This is a genomic window from Sinomonas soli (assembly GCF_054782415.1).
Map to the genome: position 1 here is coordinate 137,480 of NZ_BAAGSN010000004.1, position 26,411 is coordinate 163,890.

The 26,411-nt window shown below is 73.3% G+C and carries 26 protein-coding genes and 1 tRNA gene; 16 read left to right on the plus strand and 11 right to left on the minus strand.

What is annotated here, in order from left to right:
* Positions 1 to 16 precede the first annotated feature (16 nt).
* On the plus strand, positions 17 to 4,504 hold the full coding sequence (locus tag ACYVKZ_RS03980; RefSeq protein ID WP_460990726.1) for a DUF4011 domain-containing protein: 4,488 nt from the start codon (positions 17 to 19) through the stop codon (positions 4,502 to 4,504).
* Positions 4,505 to 4,527: 23 nt separating this feature from the next.
* Here the strand turns inward: ACYVKZ_RS03980 and ACYVKZ_RS03985 are convergent, their stop codons facing one another.
* The 3 genes from ACYVKZ_RS03985 to ACYVKZ_RS03995 all read right to left on the minus strand — a co-directional run bounded on the left by ACYVKZ_RS03985 (position 4,528) and on the right by ACYVKZ_RS03995 (position 6,371).
* Positions 4,528 to 5,238, minus strand: a complete 711-nt coding sequence (locus ACYVKZ_RS03985) for an RcpC/CpaB family pilus assembly protein (RefSeq protein ID WP_460990727.1) — start codon at positions 5,236 to 5,238, stop codon at positions 4,528 to 4,530.
* A gap of 95 nt (positions 5,239 to 5,333) precedes the next feature.
* The gene (locus ACYVKZ_RS03990) at positions 5,334 to 5,600 is read right to left on the minus strand and encodes an FmdB family zinc ribbon protein (RefSeq protein ID WP_460990728.1); all 267 of its coding nucleotides are present in this window, start codon (positions 5,598 to 5,600) and stop codon (positions 5,334 to 5,336) included.
* A gap of 126 nt (positions 5,601 to 5,726) precedes the next feature.
* The gene (locus tag ACYVKZ_RS03995; RefSeq protein ID WP_460990730.1) at positions 5,727 to 6,371 is read right to left on the minus strand and encodes a 5-formyltetrahydrofolate cyclo-ligase; all 645 of its coding nucleotides are present in this window, start codon (positions 6,369 to 6,371) and stop codon (positions 5,727 to 5,729) included.
* A gap of 48 nt (positions 6,372 to 6,419) precedes the next feature.
* On the opposite strand from ACYVKZ_RS03995, the gene galU reads away from it, so the two are divergent.
* The 4 genes from galU to ACYVKZ_RS04015 all read left to right on the plus strand — a co-directional run bounded on the left by galU (position 6,420) and on the right by ACYVKZ_RS04015 (position 9,123).
* Positions 6,420 to 7,340, plus strand: coding sequence for a UTP--glucose-1-phosphate uridylyltransferase GalU (gene galU / locus ACYVKZ_RS04000; RefSeq protein ID WP_460990731.1), 921 nt, complete (start codon positions 6,420 to 6,422; stop codon positions 7,338 to 7,340).
* 8 nt (positions 7,341 to 7,348) lie between these two features.
* Positions 7,349 to 7,969: a GNAT family N-acetyltransferase gene (locus tag ACYVKZ_RS04005; protein ID WP_460990732.1), complete on the plus strand. Its 621-nt coding sequence runs from the start codon at positions 7,349 to 7,351 to the stop codon at positions 7,967 to 7,969.
* Between the two features lie 117 nt (positions 7,970 to 8,086).
* Positions 8,087 to 8,962 (plus strand): hypothetical protein, encoded by an 876-nt coding sequence (locus ACYVKZ_RS04010; protein WP_460990733.1) that lies wholly within the window; start codon positions 8,087 to 8,089, stop codon positions 8,960 to 8,962.
* An 88-nt stretch (positions 8,963 to 9,050) separates the two neighbouring features.
* Positions 9,051 to 9,123: transfer RNA gene (locus ACYVKZ_RS04015), tRNA-Ala, on the plus strand.
* 122 nt (positions 9,124 to 9,245) lie between these two features.
* On the opposite strand, the gene ACYVKZ_RS04020 is transcribed toward ACYVKZ_RS04015, so the two are convergent.
* The 4 genes from ACYVKZ_RS04020 to ACYVKZ_RS04035 all read right to left on the minus strand — a co-directional run bounded on the left by ACYVKZ_RS04020 (position 9,246) and on the right by ACYVKZ_RS04035 (position 12,536).
* Entirely contained in the window at positions 9,246 to 9,911 is a 666-nt protein-coding gene (locus tag ACYVKZ_RS04020; protein ID WP_460990734.1) for a DUF805 domain-containing protein, read from the minus strand.
* A gap of 89 nt (positions 9,912 to 10,000) precedes the next feature.
* Positions 10,001 to 10,990: a malate dehydrogenase gene (locus tag ACYVKZ_RS04025; RefSeq protein WP_460990736.1), complete on the minus strand. Its 990-nt coding sequence runs from the start codon at positions 10,988 to 10,990 to the stop codon at positions 10,001 to 10,003.
* Positions 10,991 to 11,025: 35 nt separating this feature from the next.
* Positions 11,026 to 12,024: a magnesium and cobalt transport protein CorA gene (locus ACYVKZ_RS04030; protein ID WP_307004145.1), complete on the minus strand. Its 999-nt coding sequence runs from the start codon at positions 12,022 to 12,024 to the stop codon at positions 11,026 to 11,028.
* On the minus strand, positions 12,021 to 12,536 hold the full coding sequence (locus ACYVKZ_RS04035) for an Lrp/AsnC family transcriptional regulator (protein ID WP_460990737.1): 516 nt from the start codon (positions 12,534 to 12,536) through the stop codon (positions 12,021 to 12,023). The genes ACYVKZ_RS04030 and ACYVKZ_RS04035 overlap by 4 nt, the downstream gene beginning before the upstream one ends.
* 100 nt (positions 12,537 to 12,636) lie before the next feature.
* Between ACYVKZ_RS04035 and ACYVKZ_RS04040 the strand changes: the two genes are divergently transcribed.
* The 3 genes from ACYVKZ_RS04040 (at position 12,637) to ACYVKZ_RS04050 (ending at position 14,841) form a co-directional block, all read left to right on the plus strand.
* A complete protein-coding gene (locus tag ACYVKZ_RS04040) occupies positions 12,637 to 13,893 on the plus strand; it encodes an MFS transporter (RefSeq protein ID WP_460990738.1) in 1,257 nt (418 codons plus the stop codon).
* A gap of 97 nt (positions 13,894 to 13,990) precedes the next feature.
* On the plus strand, positions 13,991 to 14,632 hold the full coding sequence (locus ACYVKZ_RS04045) for an ArsR/SmtB family transcription factor (protein WP_460990739.1): 642 nt from the start codon (positions 13,991 to 13,993) through the stop codon (positions 14,630 to 14,632).
* On the plus strand, positions 14,629 to 14,841 hold the full coding sequence (locus ACYVKZ_RS04050) for a hypothetical protein (protein ID WP_307004138.1): 213 nt from the start codon (positions 14,629 to 14,631) through the stop codon (positions 14,839 to 14,841). Before ACYVKZ_RS04045 ends, ACYVKZ_RS04050 begins: the two co-directional genes overlap by 4 nt.
* Before the next feature lie 20 nt (positions 14,842 to 14,861).
* Here the strand turns inward: ACYVKZ_RS04050 and ACYVKZ_RS04055 are convergent, their stop codons facing one another.
* Together ACYVKZ_RS04055 and ACYVKZ_RS04060 are read right to left on the minus strand one after the other, a co-directional pair.
* On the minus strand, positions 14,862 to 15,380 hold the full coding sequence (locus ACYVKZ_RS04055; RefSeq protein WP_460990740.1) for an Lrp/AsnC family transcriptional regulator: 519 nt from the start codon (positions 15,378 to 15,380) through the stop codon (positions 14,862 to 14,864).
* 46 nt (positions 15,381 to 15,426) lie between these two features.
* Positions 15,427 to 16,668: an MFS transporter gene (locus ACYVKZ_RS04060; RefSeq protein ID WP_460990741.1), complete on the minus strand. Its 1,242-nt coding sequence runs from the start codon at positions 16,666 to 16,668 to the stop codon at positions 15,427 to 15,429.
* Between the two features lie 85 nt (positions 16,669 to 16,753).
* On the opposite strand from ACYVKZ_RS04060, the gene ACYVKZ_RS04065 reads away from it, so the two are divergent.
* A complete protein-coding gene (locus ACYVKZ_RS04065) occupies positions 16,754 to 17,737 on the plus strand; it encodes a LysR substrate-binding domain-containing protein (protein WP_460990742.1) in 984 nt (327 codons plus the stop codon).
* A gap of 45 nt (positions 17,738 to 17,782) precedes the next feature.
* Here ACYVKZ_RS04065 and ACYVKZ_RS04070 read toward each other — a convergent pair whose 3' ends face one another.
* Positions 17,783 to 18,613: an aldo/keto reductase gene (locus ACYVKZ_RS04070; RefSeq protein WP_460990743.1), complete on the minus strand. Its 831-nt coding sequence runs from the start codon at positions 18,611 to 18,613 to the stop codon at positions 17,783 to 17,785.
* Positions 18,614 to 18,677: 64 nt separating this feature from the next.
* A complete protein-coding gene (locus ACYVKZ_RS04075) occupies positions 18,678 to 19,706 on the minus strand; it encodes a nitronate monooxygenase (RefSeq protein WP_460990745.1) in 1,029 nt (342 codons plus the stop codon).
* Positions 19,707 to 19,769: 63 nt separating this feature from the next.
* Between ACYVKZ_RS04075 and ACYVKZ_RS04080 the strand changes: the two genes are divergently transcribed.
* The 7 genes from ACYVKZ_RS04080 (at position 19,770) to ACYVKZ_RS04110 (ending at position 26,407) form a co-directional block, all read left to right on the plus strand.
* Positions 19,770 to 20,666 carry an N-acetylglucosamine kinase gene (locus tag ACYVKZ_RS04080; protein ID WP_460990965.1) on the plus strand — a complete coding sequence of 299 codons (897 nt, stop codon included), beginning with the start codon at positions 19,770 to 19,772 and terminating at the stop codon, positions 20,664 to 20,666.
* 111 nt (positions 20,667 to 20,777) lie between these two features.
* Positions 20,778 to 21,890: an ABC transporter ATP-binding protein gene (locus ACYVKZ_RS04085; protein ID WP_460990747.1), complete on the plus strand. Its 1,113-nt coding sequence runs from the start codon at positions 20,778 to 20,780 to the stop codon at positions 21,888 to 21,890.
* On the plus strand, positions 21,890 to 22,558 hold the full coding sequence (locus ACYVKZ_RS04090; protein WP_460990748.1) for an ABC transporter permease: 669 nt from the start codon (positions 21,890 to 21,892) through the stop codon (positions 22,556 to 22,558). Before ACYVKZ_RS04085 ends, ACYVKZ_RS04090 begins: the two co-directional genes overlap by 1 nt.
* On the plus strand, positions 22,555 to 23,262 hold the full coding sequence (locus ACYVKZ_RS04095) for an ABC transporter permease (RefSeq protein WP_460990749.1): 708 nt from the start codon (positions 22,555 to 22,557) through the stop codon (positions 23,260 to 23,262). The genes ACYVKZ_RS04090 and ACYVKZ_RS04095 overlap by 4 nt, the downstream gene beginning before the upstream one ends.
* Entirely contained in the window at positions 23,259 to 24,212 is a 954-nt protein-coding gene (locus tag ACYVKZ_RS04100) for an ABC transporter substrate-binding protein (RefSeq protein ID WP_460990750.1), read from the plus strand. The genes ACYVKZ_RS04095 and ACYVKZ_RS04100 overlap by 4 nt, the downstream gene beginning before the upstream one ends.
* A 75-nt stretch (positions 24,213 to 24,287) precedes the next feature.
* Positions 24,288 to 25,508 carry a pyridoxal phosphate-dependent aminotransferase gene (locus ACYVKZ_RS04105; protein WP_460990751.1) on the plus strand — a complete coding sequence of 407 codons (1,221 nt, stop codon included), beginning with the start codon at positions 24,288 to 24,290 and terminating at the stop codon, positions 25,506 to 25,508.
* A 35-nt stretch (positions 25,509 to 25,543) separates the two neighbouring features.
* Positions 25,544 to 26,407: a polyphosphate kinase 2 family protein gene (locus ACYVKZ_RS04110; protein ID WP_460990753.1), complete on the plus strand. Its 864-nt coding sequence runs from the start codon at positions 25,544 to 25,546 to the stop codon at positions 26,405 to 26,407.
* Positions 26,408 to 26,411 lie beyond the last annotated feature (4 nt).

Below are 26,411 nucleotides of genomic sequence, written 5' to 3' on the forward strand. Positions count from 1 at the left end.
GGCTAACCTCGAAGCTATGCCGAGATGGTCCACAGGCAAACGAGCCAGCGCACTTGCAGCTGCTGCCGACGAGCGCGAAGAGAGCGAAGACGTGCCCGAGACGACGTCCCCCGAGGAGGAAGCGCGTCTTGAGGCGTGGCTCTCCGCGCTGCCCGGCGTCACCGGACCGGACACGATGCTCGGGTACTACCCGGGGACCGACGGCAGCATCGACCTCACCCGCGCCCACGCCTCCGGGCTCGCGCAGCTCCTCGCTGGCCGCCGGACGCGCCTCTCGACGCTCCTGCGGGAGCGGCACGACTACACCCGGGCCGCGCGGGCGGCCCGCAACCTGAGGGCGAAGTCCCACGAGCTCGCGAACGAGCGCGGCGTCGATGCCGGCCACCTCGCCGCCGGGCTCGCCACCTGGACCTCGGCCGTCGGCGGCAAGCCGCGGCGCGTAAGCGCACCGGTGCTGCTCGCGGCGGTGGCCCTCACCGTCCGGCCCGAGCAGGACGACTTCGAACTCAAGCTCACGGAGCAGGCCCGGATCAACCCGGCCCTCGTGCGGCACCTGCGCTCGATCCACCGTATCGACGTCGATGCCGCCGCCATCGAGAAGCTCGCGTACAGCACGGCCCGCCTCGACCCCCAGCCGGTCCTCGACCGCGTCCGCACCCTCATCGCTCCCATCGCGGGCGCGCAGGTGGAGTCCCGGCTCCTCGTCTCGACATTCGCGGACCTGGAGGAGTCCCTCGAGGATCCGTCGATCACCGCCGCGCACCCCGTCCTCGCGGCCCTGGCCTCCACCTCCGGATCGGTGCACCCCGCCCCCGAGCCGCTCGACGACTCGCGCTTCAAGCCCCTCGACGAGCGCGACCCCGAGGAGGAGTTCCTCGTCCTCGATGCCGACGCGGACCAGCAGCTCGTCGTTGACGCCGTGCGCGCCGGCGACTCGCTCGTGGTCGAGGCCCCGCCGGGCACCGGCCAGACCCAGACCGCCCTCAACGCGCTCGCGACGCTCGTCGACGCTGGCCGTTCCGTCCTGGTCATCGCCGAGCGGCGCGCCAGCCTCGCCGAGCTGCACCGCCGCTGCGAGGAACTCGGACTCGGCTCCCTCGCCCTGCAGCTGGGCGCCACCGTCACCCCGGGCCAGCTGCGCCAGCAGGTCGTGCGCTCGATCGTCCGCAATGAGAAGTCCCAGGAGCCCCGCCTCCAAGGCGTCTACCGGGTCCTGCGGGAGCGCCGCCACCAGCTCATGGACCACGTGGCCTCCCTCCACAACGTGCGCGAGCGCTGGGGCTGCTCCCCGTACGAGGCGATGCAGTCCCTTGCCGCGCTCACCTCGCTCCACCCGGCCCCCGCCACCACCGTGCGGCTCAAGCGCAGTGTGCTGGACAGCATCAGGGACCGGGCGGGCCTCAGCGAGCGGCTCCGCCGGGCGGCCGAGCTGGGCAGCTTCAGCCGCGCGGCGGCCGAGAGCCCCTGGCACGGGGCCCGGCTCGTCACCCGACGCGAGACCGAAGAGGCCCGCGAACTGGCGGCCAGACTGGCCACCGAGGTCCCCGCGCTCGAGGAGCGCATGGACGCCGTGGCCGCGCACGCCGAGATCCGCCTCGAGCGGACCGTGGGCGGATGGGGCCGCCAGCTCGAGCTCCTCGTTGCCGTCCGCGAGAGCCTGGACAAGTTCACCCCGGACATCTTCGACCGCCCCGTCATGGACCTCATCGCCGCCACGGCGCCCGCCGCGTGGCGGCGTGAGCGCGGGATCGAGATCACCGCACTGCAGCGTTCCCGCCTGCGCAGGGTCGCCAAGGAGTACGTGCGCCCCGGGGTGCACCTGGCGGACCTCCACAGCTCCCTGGTGCTGGTCCAGTCCCAGCGCGAGGCCTGGTCCGCCTGCGCCGCCTCGCAGCGGCACCCCTCGGTCCCGTCCGGGCTCGCGGACCTCCGTGAGGCCTACGTGGACGCGGAGCGCGGGCTGCGGCGGCTCGGGGCCATCGTGGCGCCCACCAGGCTGGGCGGACGCCTGCTCGAGACGGACATCGCCGAGCTGCGCGCCCGGCTGGACGAGCTGGCAGAGGACTCTCCGATCCTGCGCTCCCTCCCGGAGCGGACACTGCTCGAGGACGAGCTCCGCGAGCACGGGCTCACGGACCTCCTGGCCGACCTCACCGAGCGCGAGGTCGCGCCCGTCGTCGTCGCCGCCGAGCTCGAGCTCGCGTGGTGGCAGTCGGTGCTCGAGGCCATGATCAGCGGCGACGACTACCTCGCGATGTCCGACGGCGAGCAGCTGCGCCGGGCCGAGTCGGAGTTCGTCCGGGCGGACCGGGCGCACATCGCCAGCGGTGCCGCGCGGCTGCGCTGGCGCCTGGCCCGCGAGTGGGCCGAGGCGATCGAGCGCCACCCCCGGGAGGCGGAGTCGCTGCGCGCGATCCTCAAGGACGGCCGGATCAGCCTGGCCGCGCTCGAGCGCCAGTCGCCCCGGCTCATCCGGCCGCTCGTCCCGGTGTGGATGTGCAGCCCCTACGCCCTTGCTGCGGCCCTGCCGCGGGACCGCCGGTTCGACGCCGTCCTGCTGCTCGACGCCGACTCGATGCCGCTGCGGGCCGCCCTGCCCGGCATCGGCCGCGGGCGGCAGATCCTCGCGTTCGGCGATCCGCAGGTCGCCAACCCCCGGCCCTTCTCGGTCTCGGTCGAGCAGCAGGCCGGGCAGCCGCTCGCCCTTTCGGTCGACAGCGCGCTGACGGCGTTGTCCCGCGTCCTGCCCTCCGTGCGCCTGCGCACCGCCTACAGGTCCGTGGACGAGGACCTGGACCTCCAGCTGAGCCGCCGCTTCTACTCCGGCCGCCTCCGGCGCCTGCCCGACGGACCGAGCGTGACCGGACTGGACCGGCCGTTCCTGCTCGAGTACCTGCCGGACGGCACGGGGCTTCCGAGCGGGGAGGACGGCGGCGTCGAGTCCGTCGCCGCCGAGGTCAACAGGGTGGTCGACCTCGTCTTCGACCACGCCCGGCACCGGCCCGGCGTGTCCTTGGCCGTCGTGACCGCCAGCGCCCACCATGCCGCGCGCGTCGGCGAGGCGATCAGGCTCCAGATGGCGAACCATCCCGACCTCGTGGCCTTCTTCAGCGGCGGGACCGAGCCGTTCCGGGTGGTCCACATCGACCGGGCCGGAGGCCTTGTCCGGGACCACGTCATCTTCTCCCTGGGCTTCGGCAGGACACCCCACGGGCGCGCCATGCACCACTTCGGGCCGCTGAGCGAGCCCGGCGGTCGGCGGCGCTTCGCCCTGGCCATGAGCCGCGCGCGGCACAGCCTGCATGTGCTCAGCTGCTTCCAGCCGTCCGAGCTCGACGTGACGCGCCTGAGCGAGGGCGCCTCGGACTTCTACGAGCTCCTCGACCGCGAGCTCGGCGGCAACACCCAGCTCGGGACCCCGGCCACCCGTGCCGCGGCCAGTGCCGAGGCGCTGGGGGCCGACCCCCTCGTCACGGACCTGGGGGACCGCCTGAGCTCGCGCGGGGCCCGCGTCTGGCACCACTACGACGGTGCGGTGGACATGGCCGCCGCGATCGACCCGGTGCTGACAATCGGCCGTGAGGACCACGAGACGAGCATCCCCGTGGCCGTCGAGTCCGACGGCACCGACCGCTACCGCTCGATGAGCGTGCGCGAGCGGACGCGTCAGCGGCCCGAGCTGCTGGGGCGCCTCGGCTGGAAGCACTTCACGCTCTGGACCATCGAGGTCTTCACCGACCCGAGCGGCTGCGCCGAGATGATCGCCGGTGAGCTCGGCCTCGCGACCGACGCGGACGAGAACGGCACGGCCGGGTTCCTCGACGATGCCTGGGCGGGCGGACGCGAGGGACGCCACGGCCCCGCGGCCTCCGGGTCCGGGACCGCCTGGAGCGCGGCCGCCGGCGGGAGCCGCAGCCAGAGGGAGAACGAGGGGAGTGCCGCTATGACGGAGTATGACGGGGCTCACGGCTCCGAGCGCGGAGACCGTCGGGAGACCGCGGGCGGCGACGGGACCGCGATCCCGTCCGCAGCCGCCCCGTACACGTCCGACCCTGAGCCCACGCTTCCGGAGGCCGCGCATCCCGAGACCGTCGGCGGATGGCTCCCCGAGGGCGGAGCCACGGACTCGCACGAGCGACCGCATGGCGACACGGTGCCCACCCGCGCCGCCCACGAGGCGGGGCGCCAGGATGGCGGCGCTCCCGGCGAGGAGGACGGCCCGGCGGACGCGGCCCCGCCCGCCGGGGAGACCACCGATGCCGCGGATACCACCCATGCCTCGGAGCCCGGCGACCCCACCGAGACCGGCGACCCCGCGAATACCGGAGAGCTCCGGCGTCCGCGCGGGGCCCGCCGCGTGACGGTGCCCGGGACCGGCCCCGCGGAGGCAGACGAGCCGGAACAGCCGGCGGCCCCGAGGCCCTACGAGCCGGTGACGCGCCGCAGCGCCGAGCGTGCACGCGAGCGGTGGCTCAAGGAGCAGCGGCCGCCGCACTGGGGCTGAGCGGACGGTCGGGGCGGCCCGCATCAGCGGGGCCCGGCGTCGACGAGCGTGAAGAACACCTTCCCGCGCGCGGACGCGCCGGCAACCTTGGCCGCCTGATCCGGCCGGGCCGCGACCACGAGGAGGCCCTCGGCGTCCTGGGATCCCAACCACGGCCCGGCAGCACCGGCGCCGCCCGGGGCTCCGGCCCACAGGACGGGCACCCGGGCCGCGAGGACGGTGCCCGCGCCCGCCCCGCCGCCGGCGTCGGTGCTCAGCATCACGTCGACGAGCTGGCCCGGGCGCAGGAGCTGGAGCGAGGGCGGGTCCGCGACCCGGACCGGGACTGCTGCGGTATCCGCGGCGGTCCCCGCGAGGAGCCCCGGACCGACGAGGCCTGCGTCCGTGACGGCCTCCCCGCTGCGCACCGGGCCCGCAAGCCGCTGCCCCACGAGCCGCGAGGGATCCGAGGAGGCGCCCTGCGGCACCGCGTCGGCCGGAACCCGGGCCACGCGCAGCTCGCCTCCGGAGAGGGTGGCCCCGCCGGCGAGGTCCCGCGCGGCGACGGCCACGGGCGCCATGGCGGCCGTGGGCGGCGTCAGCTCGTGCACGGCGGCGCCGGCGGCCACGCACAACAGCGCCGCCGCCAGAGTGCGGCGACGCCGGTCGAGGAAGCGTCGAAGCGGGCTGCGCGGAACGGATGCCCAGGGACGGGCTGAGGCGGGCGGGCGCTTCGGCGCGGGGCTGCGGGTCATGCCGCCACGCTAGGGCGGCGGTGCCGCCCCTGCGTCAGGCGAGGTCGCCTATGTGCACGGCACGCCGACTGCGCCGCCTGTGGAGGGGAAGAAGGTCAGTTGGCAGCGGCCGCAGTGGCCGGCTTGGCGTCCTTCGACCCGGACTCCTTGGCCGGGGAGGCGGCCGGGGTGCTGCTGGAGCTGCCCCCACGCGAATCCGTGCGGTAGAAGCCAGAGCCCTTGAAGACGACGCCCACGGTGTTGAACTTCTTGCGCAGCGTGCCGCCGCACTCGGGGCAGACCGTGAGCGAGGCGTCGCTGAACGACTGGACCGTCTCAAAGGCGTGGTCGCAGTCTTTGCAGGCGTAGGCGTAGGTAGGCACAGGAACTCCTTCTGAACAGGGCAGAGGCCGCGGCACCGCCCGGCGCGGCGTCCCCAGTCCGGGAGCGTCGGTCCGGTTGGCAGTCACGGGCCTCGAGTGCTAATGCTAACAGGCCCGCGCGCGCGGCTATTCCGTTCGGGCCCCCGCGCCGCCAAGGCCGATGATCCCGCCGGGGGTGACGGCGGCGTCCACGCGGCGGTCCAGCGCATCCGCCGGGACGGCGCCCGAGGCGAGCACCTCGCCGTCGTACACCACGGCCGCGGTGGGAAGGCGCGCCCCGAGCGCCGCCGCGAGGGCGAGGAAGCGGTCGTAGTACCCGCCGCCCTGGCCGAGGCGGCGGCCGTCGGTGTCCAGGGCCGTGGCCGGGAGGAGGATCCCCGAGACCGGGGAACGGGCGGGGCCGCCGGCGAGGACCTCGTCGGCGGCCGCCACGGTGCCCACCGGCTCCTGCACCGGGGCATAGCGGCTCCGCGCGAACTCGATCCCCGGGCGCCACTCGACCCAGCCGAGCTGCCTCGCGGGCAGGCAGATCGGGAGCATGACCCGGAACCCGTCGGCGTGCAGGCTCTCGAGGAGGTCCGCCGTGGGGGGCTCCATCCCCACACCCAGATAGGCGGTCACCACGGACCCGGCAGGCAGGGTCCGGCGCGCCCACGCCAGACCGTGCGCGGCAATGAGGGGCGCGGCGGCCGCCACGTCGGCGGGTGCGAGGGCGCGGCGCGCCGACCAGATTCGGGCGCGCAGGGAGGACTTGAGCTCGGCGGTCTCCATGGCGTGACTCTATCCGTGCATGTCCCGTACTCGTATAGAGTGTGCCTCGTGTCTACCTCCAGAGCTGTCAGGAAAGCCGTCATCCCTGTCGCCGGTCTCGGGACTCGGTTCCTGCCGGTGACCAAGGCCATGCCCAAGGAGATGCTCCCCGTCGTCGACAAGCCCGCGATCCAGTACGTGGTCGAGGAAGCGGTGTCGGTGGGCCTCGAGGACATCCTGATGATCACGGGCCGCAACAAGCGCGCGCTCGAGGACCACTTCGACCGCGTCCCCTCGCTCGAGTCCGCGCTCGAGGCCAAGGGTGACCGCAAGAAGCTCGCCGCCATCCAGGAGTCCAACAACCTCGGTGACATCCACTACGTCCGCCAGGGCGACCCGAAGGGACTCGGGCACGCCGTCCTGTGCGCCGAGCGCCACGTGGGCAACGAGCCCTTCGCCGTGCTCCTCGGCGACGACCTCATTGACGAGCGGGACGAGCTCCTCGGCGAGATGATCCGGGTGCAGCAGGCCACCGGCGGCTCGGTCGTGGCGCTCATGGAGGTCCCGCGCGAGACGATCTCCTCCTACGGCTGCGCCGACGTCACCAAGGTCGAGGGCGAGAGCTACGTGCAGGTCCACGGGCTCGTCGAGAAGCCGGCCCCCGAGGACGCCCCGTCGAACCTCGCGATCATCGGCCGCTACGTGCTCCACCCTGCCGTCTTCGACGTGCTGCGCAGCACCGAGCCGGGACGCGGCGACGAGATCCAGCTCACCGACGCCCTGCAGACCCTCGCCCGGCGCGAGGGCGAGGGCGGCGGGGTGTACGGCGTGGTCTTCCGGGGCCGCCGCTACGACACCGGGGACAAGCTCTCCTACCTCAAGGCCGTCGTGACCCTCGCGTGCGACCGCGACGAGTTCGGCGCCGACCTGCGCTCGTGGCTCGCGGACTTCGTGGCCGAGGGCGCGGACGCGGCGTCGGCCCGCGGCTGACGCGGAGCATGTCGGCATCGGGCCTCTGGCCCGTCACGCTGCGCGCCGGGGACCTGGCTCTCCGGCCGCTGCGGATGGGGGACCGCGCGGAGTGGATGGCCGTGCGATCCCGCAATCGGGCCTGGCTCGCCCCGTGGGAGGCCTCCAACCCCCAGCCCGGCGGCTCCCTGCCCACCTTCCGGGACATGGTCCGCTCCCTCACCCGGCAGGCCCGGGAGGGGTCGTCGCTCCCGTTCGTCATCACCCTCGATGACCCCCGCGCCCGCAAGGCCCCGATCGTCGGACAGCTCACGGTGTCCTCCATCGTGTGGGGCTCGGCGCTCATGGCCACGCTCGGCTACTGGGTGGACCGCGAGTACGCGGGCCGGGGGATCGCGCCGACGGCGGTCGCCCTCGTGACGGACCACTGCTTCCGCGAGATGGGCCTGCACCGGATGGAGATCAACATCCGCCCGGAGAACGCCCCGAGCCTGCGGGTCGTCGAGAAGCTCGGCTTCCGGCACGAGGGCCTCCGCCCCCGCTACCTGCACATCAACGGGGCGTGGGCGGACCATGAGTCCTTCGCCCTCACCGCCGAGGAAGTCCCCGAGGGAGGCCTGCTGGGCCGCTGGCTCGCCTCCCGCCGCTGAGGCAACGGACGACGCCGCGCCGCGCCGCTGCCGGCAGTCCCTCCTTCCGCCGAGGTTCTCGCGACACACCGGCGCTAATACGGGCGGCGCCCCGGCGATCCTCCTACGGTTCTGAGTATGGATCTCGCCCTCAGCAGCTCGACGGTGCTCGGCGCCGCCGTGATCGTGTGGCTGCTGTGGGTTGCCCCTTACTTCCTGCGTCGGCGTGCCGAGCAGCCAGCCGGCGAGGCCGCCCTGCTCATGGAGTCCCTGGAGCCCGGTCGGCGCGATGCAGCACCCGCCATGTCCTCCTCGGCGGGGGGCGGCACACCCGCTCCGGCGGCCCGCGTGCCCGGGACGCCGCGGCTGCGCATCCGGTGGGGCCGGCTCGCTGTTGCCCTGATGGGGCTCGGCGCCCTCGTGGCCGCCGTCGTCACCCTCGTCCTCATGATCGTGGGCGTCCCCGCCTGGGTCCCGCTCGCCTGCCTGGCCACGGCAGTGGGCTCCGTGGCGGTGCTCCGCTCCCTCGCCGTGCGCGACCGGAAGCGGCGGCTGACCACGGCCTTCAGCGCCGCCATGGCCACCCCCGCTCCCCAGCCCGGACCGCCGGCGCGGACGCAGAGCGAGGTGTTCGACGCTGGCCGAGAGCCGGCGCCCGCCCCGCGCACCGTGAGCAAGGAAGAACTGAGGTCCATCGCCCTCGAAGTCGCCAAGGCCTCCCAGGCCAGCGCGGAGGCGGCGGCACGGGCCAGCGGCGAGCAGGACCCCGAGTGGGCCCCCACGGAGGTCCCCAGGCCCGCCTACCTCGACGCGGCGAAGGCCGAGCGGCCCGATCCCGAGCCGATCCCGACGGCCGCCGCGCCCACCCCCGAGGGGCGCCCCCTCAAGCCCGCTGCAGAGGCGCCCGAACCCGGTTCGGCGCCGGACGTGCCCGCCCTCGGCACGGCCAAGGCGGCTGCCCGCGGCGGAGCCCTGGGGAACCTCGACGAGGTCCTCCAGCGGCGCCGCGCCTAGCGTCTCCGAGGGCCGGCAGGCGACCGCTCCGAGGCCAGTTCCGATTTGGATTTTGGCGGCCGCACCAGTAACGTAGTTCCCGCACCGAGGGGTCTTAGCTCAGTTGGTAGAGCGCTTCGTTCGCATCGAAGAGGTCAGGGGTTCAAATCCCCTAGGCTCCACGTTGTCCCTCGTCAGGGGGAACTTTCAGGGTCCCAGCCATTCAGGCTGGGACCCTGTCTGTGTTCGGGGCGGCCGTGGTCGGGGCTGCCCCGATTCGAGCTCCGGCTAGGGCGAGCCCCGGCTAGGGCCGCCCATCGCCAGGGCCAGGGCCGGGGCTGGTCCCGGGGGCGGGGTCCGGGCCGCTGCCGGGTGCCGGCGGGTAGGGCGGCTGCTGGTCCGGGTACTGGGGCTCCTGCTGGGACCCGTACGGCGGCTGCTGGGACCCGTAGGGCTGCTGCTGCGGGGGGTACTGGGGCTGCTGCTGGGATGCGTACGGCGGCTGCTGTGCGCCGGAGCGGCGCTGGAGATAGCCGGTGCCGGGATACCTGTCGAAGCGCTGGCCCTGGGGGTTCTCACGCTGCACAAGCATCACGATCAGCGCAATCCAGCCGAGCACGGGGATCAGGACGAGCAGGAGGAACCACGCGCTGAGGTTCGCGTCGTGGAGCCGACGCGCCGCCACCGCGAGGCCGGGCACCACCGTGGCGAAGAACCACAGCCCGCCGAGGGGGCTGGTGCCAGTGGACTGGCCGTTGATGACGGTGGGGCCGATCGAGTTGAGGATCCCGGACGCGATCGCCGAGGCGAGCGCCCACCACCAGTACTCGCTGCGGCTCGCGCGGCCGGTGAAGACCGCGTACTTCTGGAAGACGCGCTTGACCGCCTCGATCGGGGGAGCGCCGTAGTAGGGGAGTTCGAGCGGGGGGACTGCACCGCCGGCCGCGTAGGGAGGCTGCTGGATGGTCATCGGAGACGTTCCTTTTGCCGGATGGAAGGCGATGCCATCATGCTAGGAACGCCCCGACGGGCCGGGGAAGGGTACGAAGGCCCGGGGAGTCAGCCGAGCAGGCCCAGCCCGCGCACGGCCTCCCGCTCCGCCTCGAGTTCGGCGACGGACGCGTCGATGCGGGTGCGGGAGAACTCCGGGATGTCGAGGCCCTGCACGATCGAGAACCGGCCGCCTTCGCTGCGCACGGGGAACGAGCTCACGAGCCCCTCCGGCACCCCGTAGGAGCCGTCTGAGACCACACCGGAGGAGGTCCACCGCCCGGGTGTCCCGTGCACCCAGTCCCGCACGTGGTCGATCGCCGCGCTCGCCGCGGACGCGGCGGAGGACGCCCCCCGCGCCTCGATGATCTCGGCCCCGCGCCGGGCCACACGCGGGATGAACTCGGTCTCGAGCCAGGCCTGGTCCACGAGCGAGGGCACGGGCTGGCCGCCGGCCGTCGCGTGGGTGACGTCCGGGTACTGGGTGGCGGAGTGGTTGCCCCAGATGACCACTCCGTCCACGTCCGGGGTCCGGCAGCCGAGCTTGGCCGCGAGCTGCGCCACGGCACGGTTGTGGTCGAGCCTGGTCATGGCGGTGAAGCGCTCGCGCGGCACGTCCGGGGCGTTCGTCGCCGCGATCAGCGCATTGGTGTTGGCCGGGTTGCCGACGACGAGGACGCGCACGCCGCTGGCCGCGTGGTCGTTGATGGCCCTGCCCTGGGGCCCGAAGATGCCGGCGTTGGCCTCGAGGAGGTCCGAGCGCTCCATGCCCGCCGTCCGCGGACGGGACCCCACGAGCAGGGCGACGTCCGCGCCGTCGAACGCCTCCGCCGGGCTGTCCGTGACGTCGACCGAGACGAGGGGACCGAACGCGCAGTCGGCGAGCTCGAGGGCCGTGCCCTCCGCGGCGCGGACCGCGGCGGGGACCTCGAGGAGCTTGATCCGCACCGACGTGTCCGTACCGAGCATGGAGCCGCTCGCGATCCGGAAGAGGAGCGCATAGCCGATCTGGCCCGCGGCTCCGGTGACAGTGACGGTGACGGGCTGCTGGGCGGTCATGCCGCCAGCCTAGCTGCCCCCGGGCCGGGCACGGCTCAGAGCCACTGCTTCCACTTGAACACCAGCCACAGGGCGAAGCCGGCCACGACCATGAGCACGAGCGCGTACGGGTACCCGAGGTCCCACTCGAGCTCGGGCATCGTCTTGAAGTTCATGCCGTAGATGCCGGTGACCAGGGCCGGGGCGAAGAAGATGGCCGCCCACGAGGAGATCCGCTTGACCTGCTCGTTCTGGGCCAGGCTGGTCTCGTTCTGCCGGTTGGCCGTGAGGGTGCCGTCGAGTACCAGCGCGTTCTGCAGGAGGTCGCGGAACGCGTCGGCGCGGGAGACGATCTGCTCGAGGTGGTCATGCACGTCCCGCAGGCTGCGCTGGAGCTCGATCTCGACCCTGTACTTCCCGAAGCCTCCCTCCAGGCCCTCCACCATGCGCTTGAGGGGGTGGACCGCGCGCTGGAACTGGATGACCTCGCGGGTGAGCTCGTAGATGCGGCGCGAGACGCCGGGGTCGTTGGCGAAGAGCTGGTCCTCGATCTCGTCGATGTCGTTCTCGAGCCCGGCGACGACCGGCTTGTAGTCGTCCACGACCCGGTCGAGCAGGGCGTACAGCACCGCCTCGGGCCCGTGGCGCAGGAGGCCCGGGTCCGCCTCGAGGCGCTTCCTGACCAGTCCCACGCCGGCGGTCTCGGCGTGCCGGACCGTGACGACGTAGTTCGGGCCGGTGAAGACGTGCAGCTCGCCGAACTCGACCGTCTCTGTCGCATCGATGTACCGCGCAGGGCGCAGCACTGTGAACAGCATCTCGTCGTAGCGCTCCATCTTGGGCCGCTGGTGGGCGTTGATCGCGTCCTCGACGGCCAGGTCGTGCAGGTGGAACTCGTGGGCGACCTCGGCCATCTCCTCGGGGGAGGGGCGGTAGAGGCCGATCCACGCCATGCTGCCGCCGGTCGCCTCGAGCGTCTCGAAGGTCTGCTCGAGCGACTCGGGGTGGGCTGCCCTGCGGCCGTCAACGTAGACGGCGTTGTCGATGATCGTCACTGGCCCATTATCGGCGGCCCGGCGTCCGACGCCGGTGCTGCCGCGGCCTCCGCGGCGCGGCGCAGGAGCGAGTCGGCGCGGTAGCCGATGTGGGCGTGGAGCGCGAGGACGGTCTCCGAGCGGATGACCCCCTTGATGCGCAGCACCTGCCTCAGGGAAGCCTGGAGCTCATGGGTGTCCCCGGCGACGAGGCGGCACCAGATGTCGCCGCGGCCCGAGATCTCGTAGGCCTCGAGGACGGTGGGGATGCGCCGCAGCCCCGCCACCACCGAGTCGAGCTCGCGGTGCACCACCTCGAGCGTGATGAAGGCGACCACGTCATAGCCCAGCGCCTCGAGGTCCACGTCCCGGCCGCTGCTGCGCAGCACCTCGGCGCGCTCGAGCCGGCGCAGCCGGCTCTGCACGGTGTTCCGGGCCACCCCGACGCGCGCGGCGAGCTCGGCGATCTGGGCCCGCGGCTCCTCGACGAGGGCCAGCACGAGCCGCAGGTCGGTGGCGTCCAGTGCGCTCATTGATCACTCCAAGGTCAGTGCCAGAACATCTTTTGATCACGGAGGTCAATGCGAGGGGCTCCAGATGATCTTCACGGCCATTCTGCCCGACTCTGAGGGCATGACCCTGATTGCCGAGCTGCGCATGCGCGCGCCCGCGGCCCGGACCGGCTGGGATGCCACGCGCACCGTGCGGCTCGTGCTGTCCGGCTCCGTCCTCTTCCTGCTCCTGATCGGCGCGAACCTCGCCACCCCGCTGTACGCGGGCCTGCAGCAGCGACTCGGCTACGGGAGTCTGGGCACCGCGGTGGCGTTCGCGAGCTATGTCCTGGCCCTCGTCGGGGTCCTCGTCAGCGCCGGCCACTGGTCCGACCATGTAGGCCGCCGCGCCGCCATGGTCCTGGCCGTCCTGGTCGGGATGGCCGGCAGCGCCGTGTTCGCGTGCGCGGGATCGCTCCTCCAGCTCTGCGCCGGCCGGGCGCTCCAGGGCATGGCCGTGGGCCTGGCCACGGGGGCCTGCGCGGCTGCGCTGCGCGAGCTCCTCCCGCACCGGCCCGAGTGGGCCTCGCGGTTCACGCTGCTCGCCTCCTCCGGCGGCGTGGCGGTGGGGCCGCTCCTCGGCGGCGCCCTGGCCCTCGGCCCAGGCGGCCCGGCGGTCCCGTTCCTCCTCCACACGGCCGCGCTCGGGGTGCTGCTCGTGCCGCTCGTGCTCGTGCGGGCCAGGCCCGCCCCGCAGCTCCCCGCGGGCGCCCGGCAGGGACGGGTGCTGGCCCCGCGCAGCCTCCGCGGCGCCGTCCCGGCTCCGCCGGCGCGGGCCTCGTTCTGGGTCGCGGCGGCCACGGGCTTTCTCAGCTTCGCCGTCTTCGGCTACCAGCTCGCCCTCTCCCCGGGCGTCTTTGCCCGCGCCCTCGGGCTAGGGTCACCGCCGCTGCTCGGGGCGCTCGCCGGGCTGTCCCTCGCCTCCTCCGCGGTGAGCCAAGTCCTCGCGCCGGCCGGACGGCGTCGTGGGCGGACCGACGGTGCCCGGGGCCTCGCCGTGCTCGCCGCCTCCCTCGCGGCCCTGGCCTGGGGCACCGCCGCGGAGAACCCTGCGGTCCTCATCGCGGCCAGCGCTGCCGCGGGGCTGGGGCAGGGGACCGCGTTCCGGGCGGGGTTCGACGCGGTGGCCGCGTCCGTGCCGGCCGCAGCGCACGCCCGCACGGTGAGCCTGCTCTATGTCGTGACCTATCTCGGGAGCGCCGTCCCGGTGGTGGGCCTCGGTGCGGCCGTCGGGGCGGTGGGCCTGACTGCCGCGGCGGTCGGGTTCCTCGGCGCGTGCGCCGGAGCCGCGGCCGCGCTCGCCGCGGCCGCCCTGGTGCTGGGGGCCCGCCGGCGCTGATCCGGGAGCCCACGAGTCGCTGGCAGAGAACCTTCTGCAAACAAATCGCTGCAAAGAACTACTTGCAAAGAATTCTTTGCGAACCTATCCTTCAAGGGTGGAGACAACCCCAGGACGCGACGCACCGGAGCCCAAGCGCACCGTCGACGTCGCCTCGCTCAAGGCCCTCGCCCACCCGCTGAGGGTGCAGATCCTCGACACCATCTCGCGGCTCGGTCCGCAGACCTCCGGGACCCTCGCGGAGATCCTCGGGGAGTCCACCGGCGCCACGAGCTACCACCTCCGCCAGCTCGCCAGGCATGACTTCCTGCGCGAGGTCGAGGGCCGGGGCTCCGCCCGCGAGCGGTGGTGGGACCGCCCGAAGGGCAGCCTCCAGATCGTCACGCGCGAACTCGCCGACAACCCCGCGACCAGCGAGGCCGCGCATCTGGTGAGCCGCGAGTTCGAGCACCACCGGGCGGCCGCCCTCGCGGACTTCATGGAGCGCGGCTGGCTCGAGGAACCCTCCGACTGGTCGGACTCGGCCATGGTCAGCACCACCAACGTCCGGCTCACGGCCGCGCAGCTCGCCGATGTCTCGGCCCGGCTCGAGGCCTACGCCGAGGAGCTCCTCGCGCCGTACCGCGGACAGGGAGATGCCGAGGGCCTCCGCCCCGTCCAGATCCACATCAACGCCTTCCCCCTGGCCGTCGGCAGGCCCGCCGCCGCGGCCCCGCACCCCCCTCAGGAGAAGCCATGAGCACCGCCGCCATCGGCCGTCCGGCCGCCCGCACCGCCCACCGCACCGCCGCCGAGGAGCTCGCGCTGCGGCTCGGCGAGGCCCTCGTCGCCTGGGCCGAGCGGCCCCGGGGGCGCGGGATCGACGTCGAGCGCCTGGCCCAGGCGGAGGACCGGCGCGCCGACGCCCGCTTCGCCGAGCCGCTCGGCCTCCACCACTGGCTGCGCTAGAGCCAGCGGGCCCGGAGGACTCAGTCCGGCAGCGGCCCCCGGCCTGGGATCTGCTCGAACACGAGCGTCGTCTCGGTGTGCCCCACCACCGGATCGGTCGTCAGGTGGTCCAGCACCCAGTCGCGCAGTTCCTCGGTGCTGCCGACGGCGATGTGCAGCAGGTAGTCGACGGCGCCGGAGGTGTGGAACGTCGCCAGCACCCCGGGAAGCTGGGGCACCCGGGAGGTGAAGGCGTCGATCTGGTCGCGGTCGTGGGCGCGCAGGCGCACCGAGATGAGTGCCTGCACGCTGCGTCCCACCGCCGAGAGGTCCACCTTGGCCTCGTACCCGGTGATGATGCCCCGCTCGGAGAGCGAGCGGGTGCGCATGAGGGCGGTCGAGGGAGCGATCCCGACGATCTCGGCGAGCTGCTTGTTCGTGATCCGGGCGTCCTCGACCAGTGCCGCCAGGATTCTGCGGTCCACCTCGTCGATGGGCTCGCCGCCCGGAGGGTGGTGGCCGGCCGCGGGCTGCGGGCGGGCGGGGCTCGGCGTGGTCACGGGTTTCCTCCTCGGTTGCGGCCTGCCCATGATATGCGAGCGGAGCTCATCGCTCGGAGGGGTGCACCGCCCAGGAGGCGAGCGCCGTCGCTAGCGCCACCCCGGCGACACCCAGCACGAGCGCGGCCCAGCCCCCGGCGTGGAAGACGAGCCCGCCGGCCCAACCCAGCAGGCTCGAGCCGCCGTAGTAGCCGAGGTTGTACAGGGAGGCGGCCTGGGCCCGGCCAGCCGGGGCGAGGGCCCCGGTCCAGCCCGAGGCGATCCCGTGGGCGGCGAAGAATCCCGCCGTGAACACGAGCAGGCCGGCGAGGACTGCCGGCAGCCATTCCGCGGCCAGCACGACGGCGCCCGCCGCCATGGCCACGGTGCTCACCACGAGGACGGTGCGGCGCCCGTAGCGCTCGCTGAGGCGGGCGGCGAAGCCCGAGCTGAAGGTCCCCGAGAGGTAGGCGACGAACACGAGGCTCGCCAGGCTCGCCGGCAGCCAGAACGGCGCCGCCTCGAGGCGGAAGCCCAAGTAGTTGTACACCGCCACGAAGGAGCCCATGAGCACGAACGCCTGCGCGTAGAGCATGAGCAGGCGCACGCTGCGCAGCTGCGCGGCAAGCTTGCGGACCACCGCGGCCGCGGCGGCGCCGATCCCGCCCGGCGTCCGCGGTGCGGGGGAGAAGCCCCGGGACCGCGGGGCGAGGACGATGAACGCCACCGCCGCCCCCGCCCCCAGGACCGAGACCGCGATGATGCCCAGCCGCCACCCGATGAGGTCCGCGAGCGGGCCGGCGACGAGGCGCCCGGCGAGGCCGCCCACGGTGGTGCCGGCGATGTACGTGCCCGCTGCCACCGCGGCGTGGGCCCTGCTGACCTCTTCGCTCAGGTAGGCGATCGCGATCGCGGGGACGGAGCCGAGGGCGACGCCCTCGAGGAAGCGGAGGGCGAGGAGGGCCTCGAAGCTCGGGGCGAGCGGCCCGGCGAGCCCGAGCACCGTCGCGGCGAGGATGCCCCACCGCATGGCCCCGACGCGGCCGATCCTGTCGGCGACGAAGGACCACGGCAGGACCGCGACCGCCAGGCCCAGCGTCGCGAGCGAGACCGTGAGGGCCGCCCGGGCCGGGTCGATGCCGAGCTCGGCGGCGAGGCGGGGGAGGAGCGCCTGGGGCGAGTAGAGCTGGGCGAAGGTCGCCACTCCGGCGAACGCGAGGGCCAGGATGAGCCGCCGGTACCCCCGGCTGCCCTTCGGATGGCCCTGCCAACGGGCCGCTGCTGGTGCTGTCCCAGGGCCTGCGCTCATGGCCTCCACCCTAGGAACCCGTCAATGCATGCGTCCAATACACTCGTCGATGAAACACATGCCGACAATGCATAGGTGGTGCCCGATGACCCCGGCCAGGCCGCCGGCCCCCCTCCACGGCGAGCTCGCGAGGCTCCTGCCCCTCCTCCCCGTCCTCGACGCGGTCGGCCAGACCCGGCACGTCACCGCCGCCGCGGAGCTCCTGGGGGTGCCCCAGCCGACGGTGAGCCGTGCGCTCGCCCGCGCGGCCGGCGTCGTGGGTGCCGAGCTCGTGCGGAAGGAGGGCCGCGGCATCCGGCTCACCGCGGCGGCCGAACAGCTCCTGCCCGCCGTCCGCACAGCCCTCGAGGAGCTCCAGCGCGGACTCGATGCGCTCCACGAGCGCGCCCACCAGGCCCGCGGGCTCGTGCGGCTCAGCTTCCAGATGACCTTCGGCGAGTCCGCCGTGCCGGTGTTCGTCAGCGGGTTCCGGGCCGACCACCCCGACGTCCGGTTCGAGCTCATCCAGGGCTCGCGCCAGCACTGCCTGGACACCCTCGCGGACGGCCGGGCGGACCTCGCCATCGTCTCCCCGCGGCCCGAGCCGACCCGGGACCTCGACAGCGCCACCCTCTACGTCCAGCGCGTGCGGCTGGCGGTCCCGGCCGGGCACCGGCTCGCAGGGAGGGAGTCCGTGCGGCTGGCCGAGGTTGCGGACGAGCCGTTCGTGGCGCTCGAGCGGGGCTTCGGGATGCGCAGCATCCTCGACCGGCTCGGCAGGGACGCCGGCTTCCGGCCGGACATCGCGTTCTCGGGCCAGGACTCGCGCACGCTGCTCGGGCTCGTCTCGGCGGGCCTCGGGGTGGCTCTCGTGCCGCCCTCGAGCGCGGGGCACGGCGCCGTGTACGGCTCGACGCGCCACGGCGAGGCGCTCGGCTGGGCCGAGCTCGCCCTCGAGGACGAGGGGGCGTTCCGCGAGATCGGCCTCGTGTGGCCGCGGATCGTCGGCGAGCCTCCGCAGGTGCGCCTCTTCCGCGACCATGTGCTGGCGCTCGACGCCGACCTGCTCGCCGACGCGTTCGGCCGGTAGGGCCCTCCCCGGCCCCGGCCCGGGGGGCAAGGGTGCGCGGGGCGCTCAGTGGCCGAAGGTCTCCGGATCCGCGGCCTCGGGGCCCCGTCCGTCCAGCGCGTCCAGCGCCGCGAGCTCCTCGTGCGTGAGGTCGAAGCCGAACACGTCGAGGTTCGCCGCGAGCCGGTCGGGGTGGGCCGACTTCGGGATCGCCACGAGCCCCTGCTGGGTGTGCCAGCGCAGCACCGCCTGGGCCGGGGTGACGCCGTGCGCCCTGGCGGCGGAGAGGACGGCCTCCTCGGCGAGCAGCTCCTGCCCGCGCCCGATCGGCGTGTAGGCCTCGGTGACGGTGCCGTGGCCGAGGTTGAAGGCGCGCGCCTCGTGCTTGACCCAGTACGGGCTGACCTGGAGCTGGTCGACGTCCGGCGCGACCCCAGTCGCATCGATGAGCCGCTGCAGGTGCGAGGGGAAGAAGTTGGACGCCCCGATCGAGCGGACCTTGCCCTCCGCCCGCAGCCTGATCAGCCCCTCCCACGCCTGCACGTAGGTGTCCTGGTCCGGATTGGGCCAGTGGATGAGGAACAGGTCCAGGTACTCGACGCCCAGCTTGCGGGCCGCGTTCTCCCAGGCCGTGCGGACGCCGTCGGCGCTGTGCCAGGCGCGGTTGAACTTCGTGGTGATGAACACGTCCCCCCGGTCGAGCCCGGAGCGGCGGATGCCCTCGCCGACGCCGGCCTCGTTGCCGTAGTTCTCCGCCGTGTCGACGTGCCGGTAGCCGAGCTCGAGGGCGGCCGCCACGACGTCGGCGGCCTGGGCGTCGTCGAGGGGCCACGTGCCGAGGCCGATCTGCGGGATGGAGTGTCCGGACGGAAGCGTGATGAACGGTGCCGTAGCCATGGCCCCAGCCTATGGCCCCGTTCCGGCTGTGGGCAGGGCCCGCTCGGGAGGTGGGCCCGACCGGTCAGCGGGTGAAGCGCGCCACCACGGCGGCGGCGCCCTCGTCCCGCGCCCCGCGCCAGCCGGTCCCCGCCCACAGGCTCGTGCGCTCGGGGCTGCCGGCCCGCACCGAGGCGGCCTTCATCGGCGCCGTGAGGTGGTGGAGCACCGGGTAGGCCGCGGGCGCGTCGGGGAACCTGCGCATGAAGCCGTTCTCGAGTCCGCGGGCCCACTTGCCGGAGAAGGCGCGCGTGGGGGCCGTGCGCCCCGATCCGGGGTCCGTGAGGGCGGCCCGGTGCACGGGGTTGGTCCCCGCCTCCGGCGTGCGCAGGAAAGCGGTCCCGAGCTGGACGGCGGCGGCCCCGGCGTCCCGGGCGGCCGCGGCGGAGTCCGGCGTGCCGATCCCGCCCGCGGCGACGACCGGCAGACGGGCCCCCGCCGCGGAGAGGGCGGAGCGCACGGCGGCCACGAGCTCGGGGAGCGTGCCCGTGAACGGCGGCAGGCCGAGGAAGGATCCCGAATGGCCGCCCGCATCCGGGTGCTGGACGACGAGGGCGTCCACGCCGAGCGCGGCCGCGGCCAGCGCCTCGTCGGGGCACGTGACGGTCTGGAGGACGAACGCTCCGGCTGTCCTGAGCGCGCCCACGGCGTCGCGGCCCGGCAGCGCGAATGTGAAGGAGACTGCCGCCGGGACCCGCCCGAGGAGGAGCTCGAGCTTGGCCGGGTACCCGTCGTCGTCCGTCCAGCGCGGCTCCGGGACGTCCGCTCCGACGGCGGCGGCCTCGGGCAGGAGCCGCTCCCGGTAGGCGAGCACGGCGTCCCGGTCCGCCTCCGCGGGCGCCGGGACGAAGAGGTTGACGCCGAACGCGAGCGCTCCGTCCATCGCGTCGAGATCCGCAGCGAGCGCCGCGGGCGCCTTGTAGCCGCCCGCGAGGAACCCGAACCCGCCGGCGGCGCCGACCGCCCGGACCAGATCGGGCCGGCTCGGGCCGCCCGCCATGGGCGCGGCGACCACGCCGCCTCCGAACAGGTCCACCGGCAGCGTCGCGTCCATGCGCCCACCCTACGCGGTCAGTAGGCTGTGCGGGTGAGCATCCAGAGCCTGCCCCCCGGACCCATGGTCGGCCTCGACATCGGCGGCACCAAGACCCGCGGCATCAAGGTGGTCGACGGCAGGGTCGTCGCCGATCTCGAGGTCGGCAGTGCCAACGTCCAGAACGTGAGCCGCGAGACGGCCGCCGCGAACCTCGCCGAACTCTTCGCCCGCCTCGAGGCCCCGGACGCCGCCCTCGTCTTCGCCGGCGCCGGCGGAATCGACACGGCCGCCGACGCCGAGGCCCTCGCCTCCCTGATCCGCCCGCACGCGCCCGCCGCGAGGGTCGAGGTCGTCCACGACTCGCGCCTCCTGCTCGCCGCCGGTGGTGCCCGGACCGGGGTGGCCGTGATCGCGGGGACCGGCTCGGCGGCCTGGGGCACGAACGCCGACGGCGAGGAGGCCCGCGCCGGAGGCTGGGGCTACCTCCTCGGGGACGAGGGCAGCGGGTACTGGCTCGGCCGCGAGGCTGTCCGCTACAGCCTCCACCGCATGGACCTCGGCCACGACCCGGACGCGCTCACCCAGTCCCTGCTGGCAGCCACGGACCTCGCCCAGCCCGGCGAGCTCATCGCCCACTTCCACTCACCCCAGACCGGCAGGCGCTACTGGGCGCAGCAGTCCCGCGTCGTCACGGAGGCCGCCGACGCCGGCCACGCAGGCGCCGGCTTCCTCGTCGACCAGGCCGCCCACGACCTCGCCCGGATGGCGGCCCAGGTGGCCCGCCAGCTCGGGATCGACGGCCCCGTCATCCTCGGCAGCGGGCTCGGGATGAACGTGCCGCGGCTGCAGGAGGGGTTCCGGGCCGCGCTCGCCGAACAGGGCATCACGGACGTGAGGGTGCTGGACCGGGACCCCATCTTCGGCACGATCGAGCTCGCCGGCGGCACCGGCGGGACAGACCGCGGCCCCGGAGCCTGATCGCCGGGGCGGACGCAGCGGACCTCGGAAAGGCCCGGTCCCGCGGCGTGCTGCGCTGATAGGCTCCCCTCAGCACGCCGAGACCGACTGTCAGCGACCATTGAGGTGTACGTGTCCGATCCCATGATCGAGTTCCACGAGGTGAGCAAGGTCTACGGCGGCCTGCGGGCCGTCGACCGCCTGAGCCTGAGCGTGCCCCGGGGCCAGATCACGGTGTTCGTGGGGCCCTCCGGGTGCGGGAAGACGACGTCGCTGCGCATGGTCAACCGCATGGTCGAGCCCACCGCCGGGACCATCACCGTGGACGGCCGCGACATCACCTCGAAGCCCGCCCCGCTCCTGCGCCGCTCCATGGGCTACGTCATGCAGGCCGCCGGGCTCATGCCCCACCGCACGGTGGCGGACAACATTGCGACCGTCCCGCGGCTCAACGGGGTCTCCCGGGGCGCCGCACGTTCCCGCGCGCGCGAGCTGCTCGACGTCGTCGGGCTTCCGCAGGACCTCGGCGGCCGGTATCCCGCGCAGCTCTCCGGCGGCCAGCAGCAGCGCGTCGGGGTGGCCCGGGCCCTCGCCGCCGACCCGCCCGTGCTGCTCATGGACGAGCCGTTCAGCGCGGTGGACCCGGTGGTGCGGCACGAGCTCCAGCAGGAGCTTGTGCGGCTGCAGCGCGACCTCGGCAAAACGATCGTGTTCGTCACGCACGACATCGACGAAGCCGTGCTCCTGGGCGACAGGATCGCCGTGTTCGCCGTCGGGGGCCGGCTCGCCCAGGTCGCCGCCCCGGAGGAGCTCCTGCGCGCGCCGGCCGACGAGTTCGTCTCGGGCTTCGTGGGACGGGACCGCGGATTCCGCCACCTTGGCTTCTACGACGACTCCGGGCTCGCGGTCGAGCCCGCCGAGACGGTCCGTTCCGCGGACGTCCCCTCGGGCCGGTCCGACGAGTGGGCGGTGGCGATCGACGCCGACGGCCGCCCCGTGGGCTGGGCCGGGCCGGCGTTCCCCGGCACGCTGGTCAGCGGCGGCTCCCTGCACCGCGCCGGCAGCACCCTGCGCTCCGCCCTCGACGCGGCGCTGTCCTCGCCCTCCGGCCGCGGCGTCGTGGTGGACGACGCCGGGCGTCTCCTCGGAACCGTCGGCGCGGCAGAGGTCATCGCCCACGCCGACCGGCGGCGGACCGAGTCCCAGCGCGCCCGCGCCGCCGCCGTCCCGGAGGGCGGCGCCTGATGGAGTGGGCGGTGGCCAACCTGGGCCGGATCCTCTCCCTCACCGGCAAGCACCTCGTCCTGGCCCTGGTCCCGCTCCTCCTCGGGCTGCTCATCAGCCTCCCGCTCGCCCAGGCGGTCCGCCACCGCCGCGCCTGGCGCACCGGGCTGCTGACCCTCAGCTCGGTCCTCTACACCGTTCCCTCGCTCGCCCTGTTCATCATCCTCCCGGTGCTCCTCGGGACGCGGATCCTCGACCCCGTGAACGTGATCGTCGCCCTCACCGTCTACGCCGTGGCGCTCCTCGTCCGGTCCTCCCTCGACGCCCTCGATTCGGTGGACGGCGAGCTGAGCCTTGCCGCCGAGGCCCTGGGCCACACCGCGGCGACCCGCTACTTCCGGGTGGACCTGCCGCTCTCGCTGCCCGTGCTCGTCGCGGGGCTGCGTGCGGTGTCGGTGAGCAACATCTCCCTCGTGAGCGTCGCTGCCCTCGTCGGCATGCCCAACCTCGGGGTCCTCTTCACCGAGGGCCTCCAGCGGGGCTTCATCACGGAGATCGTCGTAGGACTCGTGGCGATCCTCGTCCTGGCCCTCGTCATGGACCTCGCGCTCGTGCTGGCGGGGCGGCTGCTCTCGCCGTGGGCGCGGCTCGTGGACAGCGCGGGGCAGCGGAAGGCGGCCCGCTCATGAACCTCCTCGCGCAGACGTGGGCGTGGCTCGTCGACCCGATGAACTGGAGCGGGTACTCCAGCATCCCGGGCCGCCTCGGCGAGCACGTCTTCTACACCGTGCTCACCCTCGCCATCGCCGCGGCCATCGCCCTGCCGATCGGCGCGTACGTGGGCCACACCGGCCGCGGACGCGTGTTCGTGGTCGCCGCCGCGGGCGCCCTGCGCGCCATCCCCACCCTCGGGCTGCTCGTGCTGTTCGTGCTGCTCGCCGGGATCGGCCTCATGCCGCCGATCTGGGCCCTCGTCATCCTCACCATTCCGCCGCTGCTGGCGGGAACCTACTCGGGCATCGCGGCGGTGGACCCGGTGGTGGTCGACGCGGCGCGGGCGCAGGGGATGCGCGAGTACCAGGTGCTGCTGCAGGTCGAGCTGCCCAATGCCGTCCCCGTCATCTTCGGCGGGGCCCGCGCCGCGATCCTGCAGGTGATCGCGACGGCGACCGTCGTCGCCTACACCAACCTCGGCGGCCTCGGCCGGTACATCTTCGACGGGCTCGCCCTCTCCGACTACCCCCAGATGCTCGGCGGCTCGGTCCTCGTGGCCGCCCTCGCCGTCGTGACCGACCTCGTCCTGGGCACGCTCCTGCGTGTCCTCGTCCCACGCACGCCCTCCGCGAGGGAGGCAGCAGCCCCCGCCGCGGCCGTTACGGAAGGAATGCCATGACCCAGCACCCCCTCACCCGCCGCAAGGCGCTGGCCGCCGCGGCAGCGGGCCTCGGGCTGACCCTGGCCCTGAGCGCCTGCGGCGGCTCCTCCAACCCGCTCAGCTCCGGCAGCGCCGCGCCCGCGAGCGGCGGCGCCGGCAAGGCCCTGGTCATCGGCTCGGCGGACTTCACCGAGAGCCAGATCATCGCCGAGCTGTACGCCGGTGCCCTCAACGCCGCGGGCGTGCAGGCTACGACCAAGCCCAACATCGGGGCCCGCGAGGTCTACTACAAGGCGGTGCAGGACGGCTCCATCGATGTGGTCCCCGACTACACCGGCAACCTCCTGCTCTACGTGGACCCGAAGGCCACCCAGGTCTCGGCCGCCGACATCGCGGGGGCGCTCCCGGGCAAGCTCCCGCAGGGCCTCGGGATCCTGGACCCGGCGAAGGCCGAGGACAAGGACGCCATGGTGGTCACCAAGGCCACTGCCGCGAAGTACCAGCTCAAGAGCCTCGAGGACATGGCCAAGGTGTGCGCCGACCTCGTGATCGGCGCGCCTGCGACCTTCGAGAAGCGCGCCTACGGGCTGCCCGGGCTCAAGGACAAGTACAACTGCGTCCCGAAGCAGTTCCAGCCGATGAGCGACGGCGGAGGGCCCGTCACGCTCAAGGCGCTCCTGTCCAACGACATCCAGGTCGCCGACATCTTCACCACCACGCCGTCCATCGCGGACAACGGACTCGTGGTGCTCGACGACCCGAAGAACAACTTCATCGCGCAGCAGGTGGTCCCGCTCGTGCGCACTGACACCGTCAACGACAAGGCGAAATCAGTGCTCAACGCCGTCTCCAAGCAGCTGACCACCGACGACCTCGTGAACCTCAACCGGGCCGTCAGCGGGAACCAGAAGCAGTCCCCGGCCGACGCCGCGAAGGCCTGGCTGAAGGAGAAGGGCCTCGCCTCCTGACCCCTCCCGGGGCACGCCACAGGGTGTGAGCAGCATCGCACAGGTGCTGCCCACGCCCTGTGGCATATTAGGGAAATGGCCCAGTTCACGCAGTCCTCCAAGCTCCACAACGTCCTGTACGACATCAGGGGCCCGATCCTGGAGGCTGCCCAGCAGATGGAGGCCGAGGGCCACCGCATCCTCAAGCTGAACATCGGCAACCCGGCGCCGTTCGGCTTCGAGGCGCCGGACGCGATCCTTGTGGACATGATCCGTCACCTGCCGCATGCGCAGGGCTACAGCGACTCGCGCGGCATCTTCTCGGCCCGCACCGCGGTCTCGCAGTACTACCAGACCCGCGGCATCCAGAACATCCACGTCGACGACATCTACCTCGGCAACGGCGTCTCAGAGCTGATCACGATGTCGCTCATGGCGCTGCTCGAGCAGGGCGACGAGATCCTCGTCCCGATGCCCGACTACCCGCTGTGGACGGCCTCCGTGTCCCTGGCCGGTGGCCGCGCCGTCCACTACCTGTGCGACGAGGACCTCGACTGGGAGCCCGACCTCGACGACCTCGAGTCGAAGATCACCTCGCGGACCAAGGGCATCGTGGTCATCAACCCGAACAACCCCACCGGGGCCGTCTACTCGGACGCCACGCTGCGGCGGATCGTCGAGCTGGCCGGGAAGCACGGCCTGATCATCTTCGCCGACGAGATCTACGAGAAGATCCTCTACGAGGACACCACGCACACCAACCTCGCCGCGTTCACGGGCGAGGACGTGCTGTGCCTGACCTTCTCGGGCCTGTCGAAGGCGTACCGGGTCTGCGGGTACCGGGCGGGGTGGATGGCCATCTCCGGCCCGAAGAAGGAGGCCGCGGACTACCTCGAGGGCATCAACCTCCTGGCCAACATGCGTCTGTGCGCCAACGTCCCGGCCCAGCACGCGATCCAGACCGCGCTCGGGGGCTACCAGAGCATCAAAGACCTCATCCTGCCCGGCGGCCGGCTGCTCGAGCAGCGCAACAAGGCCTACGACATGCTCAACGCCATCCCCGGCGTCTCGACGAAGCAGGCCCGGGGCGCCCTGTACCTGTTCCCGCGGCTCGACCCCGAGGTCTACCGGATCCGCGACGACGAGAAGTTCGTCCTCGACCTCCTGCGCGAGCAGAAGATCCTGCTCTCCCACGGCCGGGCCTTCAACTGGCACGCGCCGGACCACTTCCGCATGGTCACGCTCCCGGCCGTGGCGGACATCGAAGAGGCCATCACCCGTATGGCAGACTTCCTGAGCAGGTACAGGGGCAACTGACCCGGCACCGCCGGGTCTGAGCGCGAGGGGGCCGCATGGGCAAGCGCAAGGCGGGGCACGGCTTCACCGAGGCCCCCGAGGAATTCCTCGTGGTCGGGCCGGACTTCCGGCTCGACCACGTCGACCCGGCGTCGACCCCCGGGTTCACAGGGGGCAAGTCCGACGGCGAGACGATCCTCGCGGAGCGGGACCCCCACCTCGCCGACCTGCAGGAGCGGCTGTTCGCCGAGGGCAGGGGCGGCGGCACCCGCTCGCTCCTGCTGATCCTGCAGGCCATGGACACCGCCGGGAAGGGCGGCATGATCAGCCACGTGGTGGGCGCCGTCGACGTCCAGGGGGTCCAGCTCGCCGCGTTCAGGGCGCCGACCGACGAGGAGAAGAAGCACGACTTCCTCTGGCGGGTCGAGAAGCAGCTCCCGGCCCCGGGCATGCTGGGCTGCTTCGACAGGTCCCACTACGAGGACGTCCTCATCCACCGCGTGCACAACTGGGCCGACGCCACCGAGCTCGAGCGGCGCTACTCCGCCATCCAGGACTTCGAGGCGCACCTGCACGCCTCCGGCACCGAGATCGTCAAGGTCATGCTGCACATCAGCCGGGAGGAGCAGGGCCGCCGGCTCGCCGCCCGGCTCGACGATCCCACCAAGTACTGGAAGTACAACCCTTCGGACCTGAGCGAGCGCAAGCTCTGGGGCTCCTACATGGACGCCTACCAGATCGCGATCGAGCGCACGAGCACCCCCTATGCGCCCTGGTACGTCGTGCCCGCGGACAACAAGTGGTACGCGCGCATGGTGGTCCAGGAGCTCCTCGTCGCGGCGCTCGAGCGCATGGACCCGCAGTGGCCCGCGCCGGCGTTCGACATCGAGGAGCAGAAGGAGCTGCTGGCGCAGAGCTGACCGC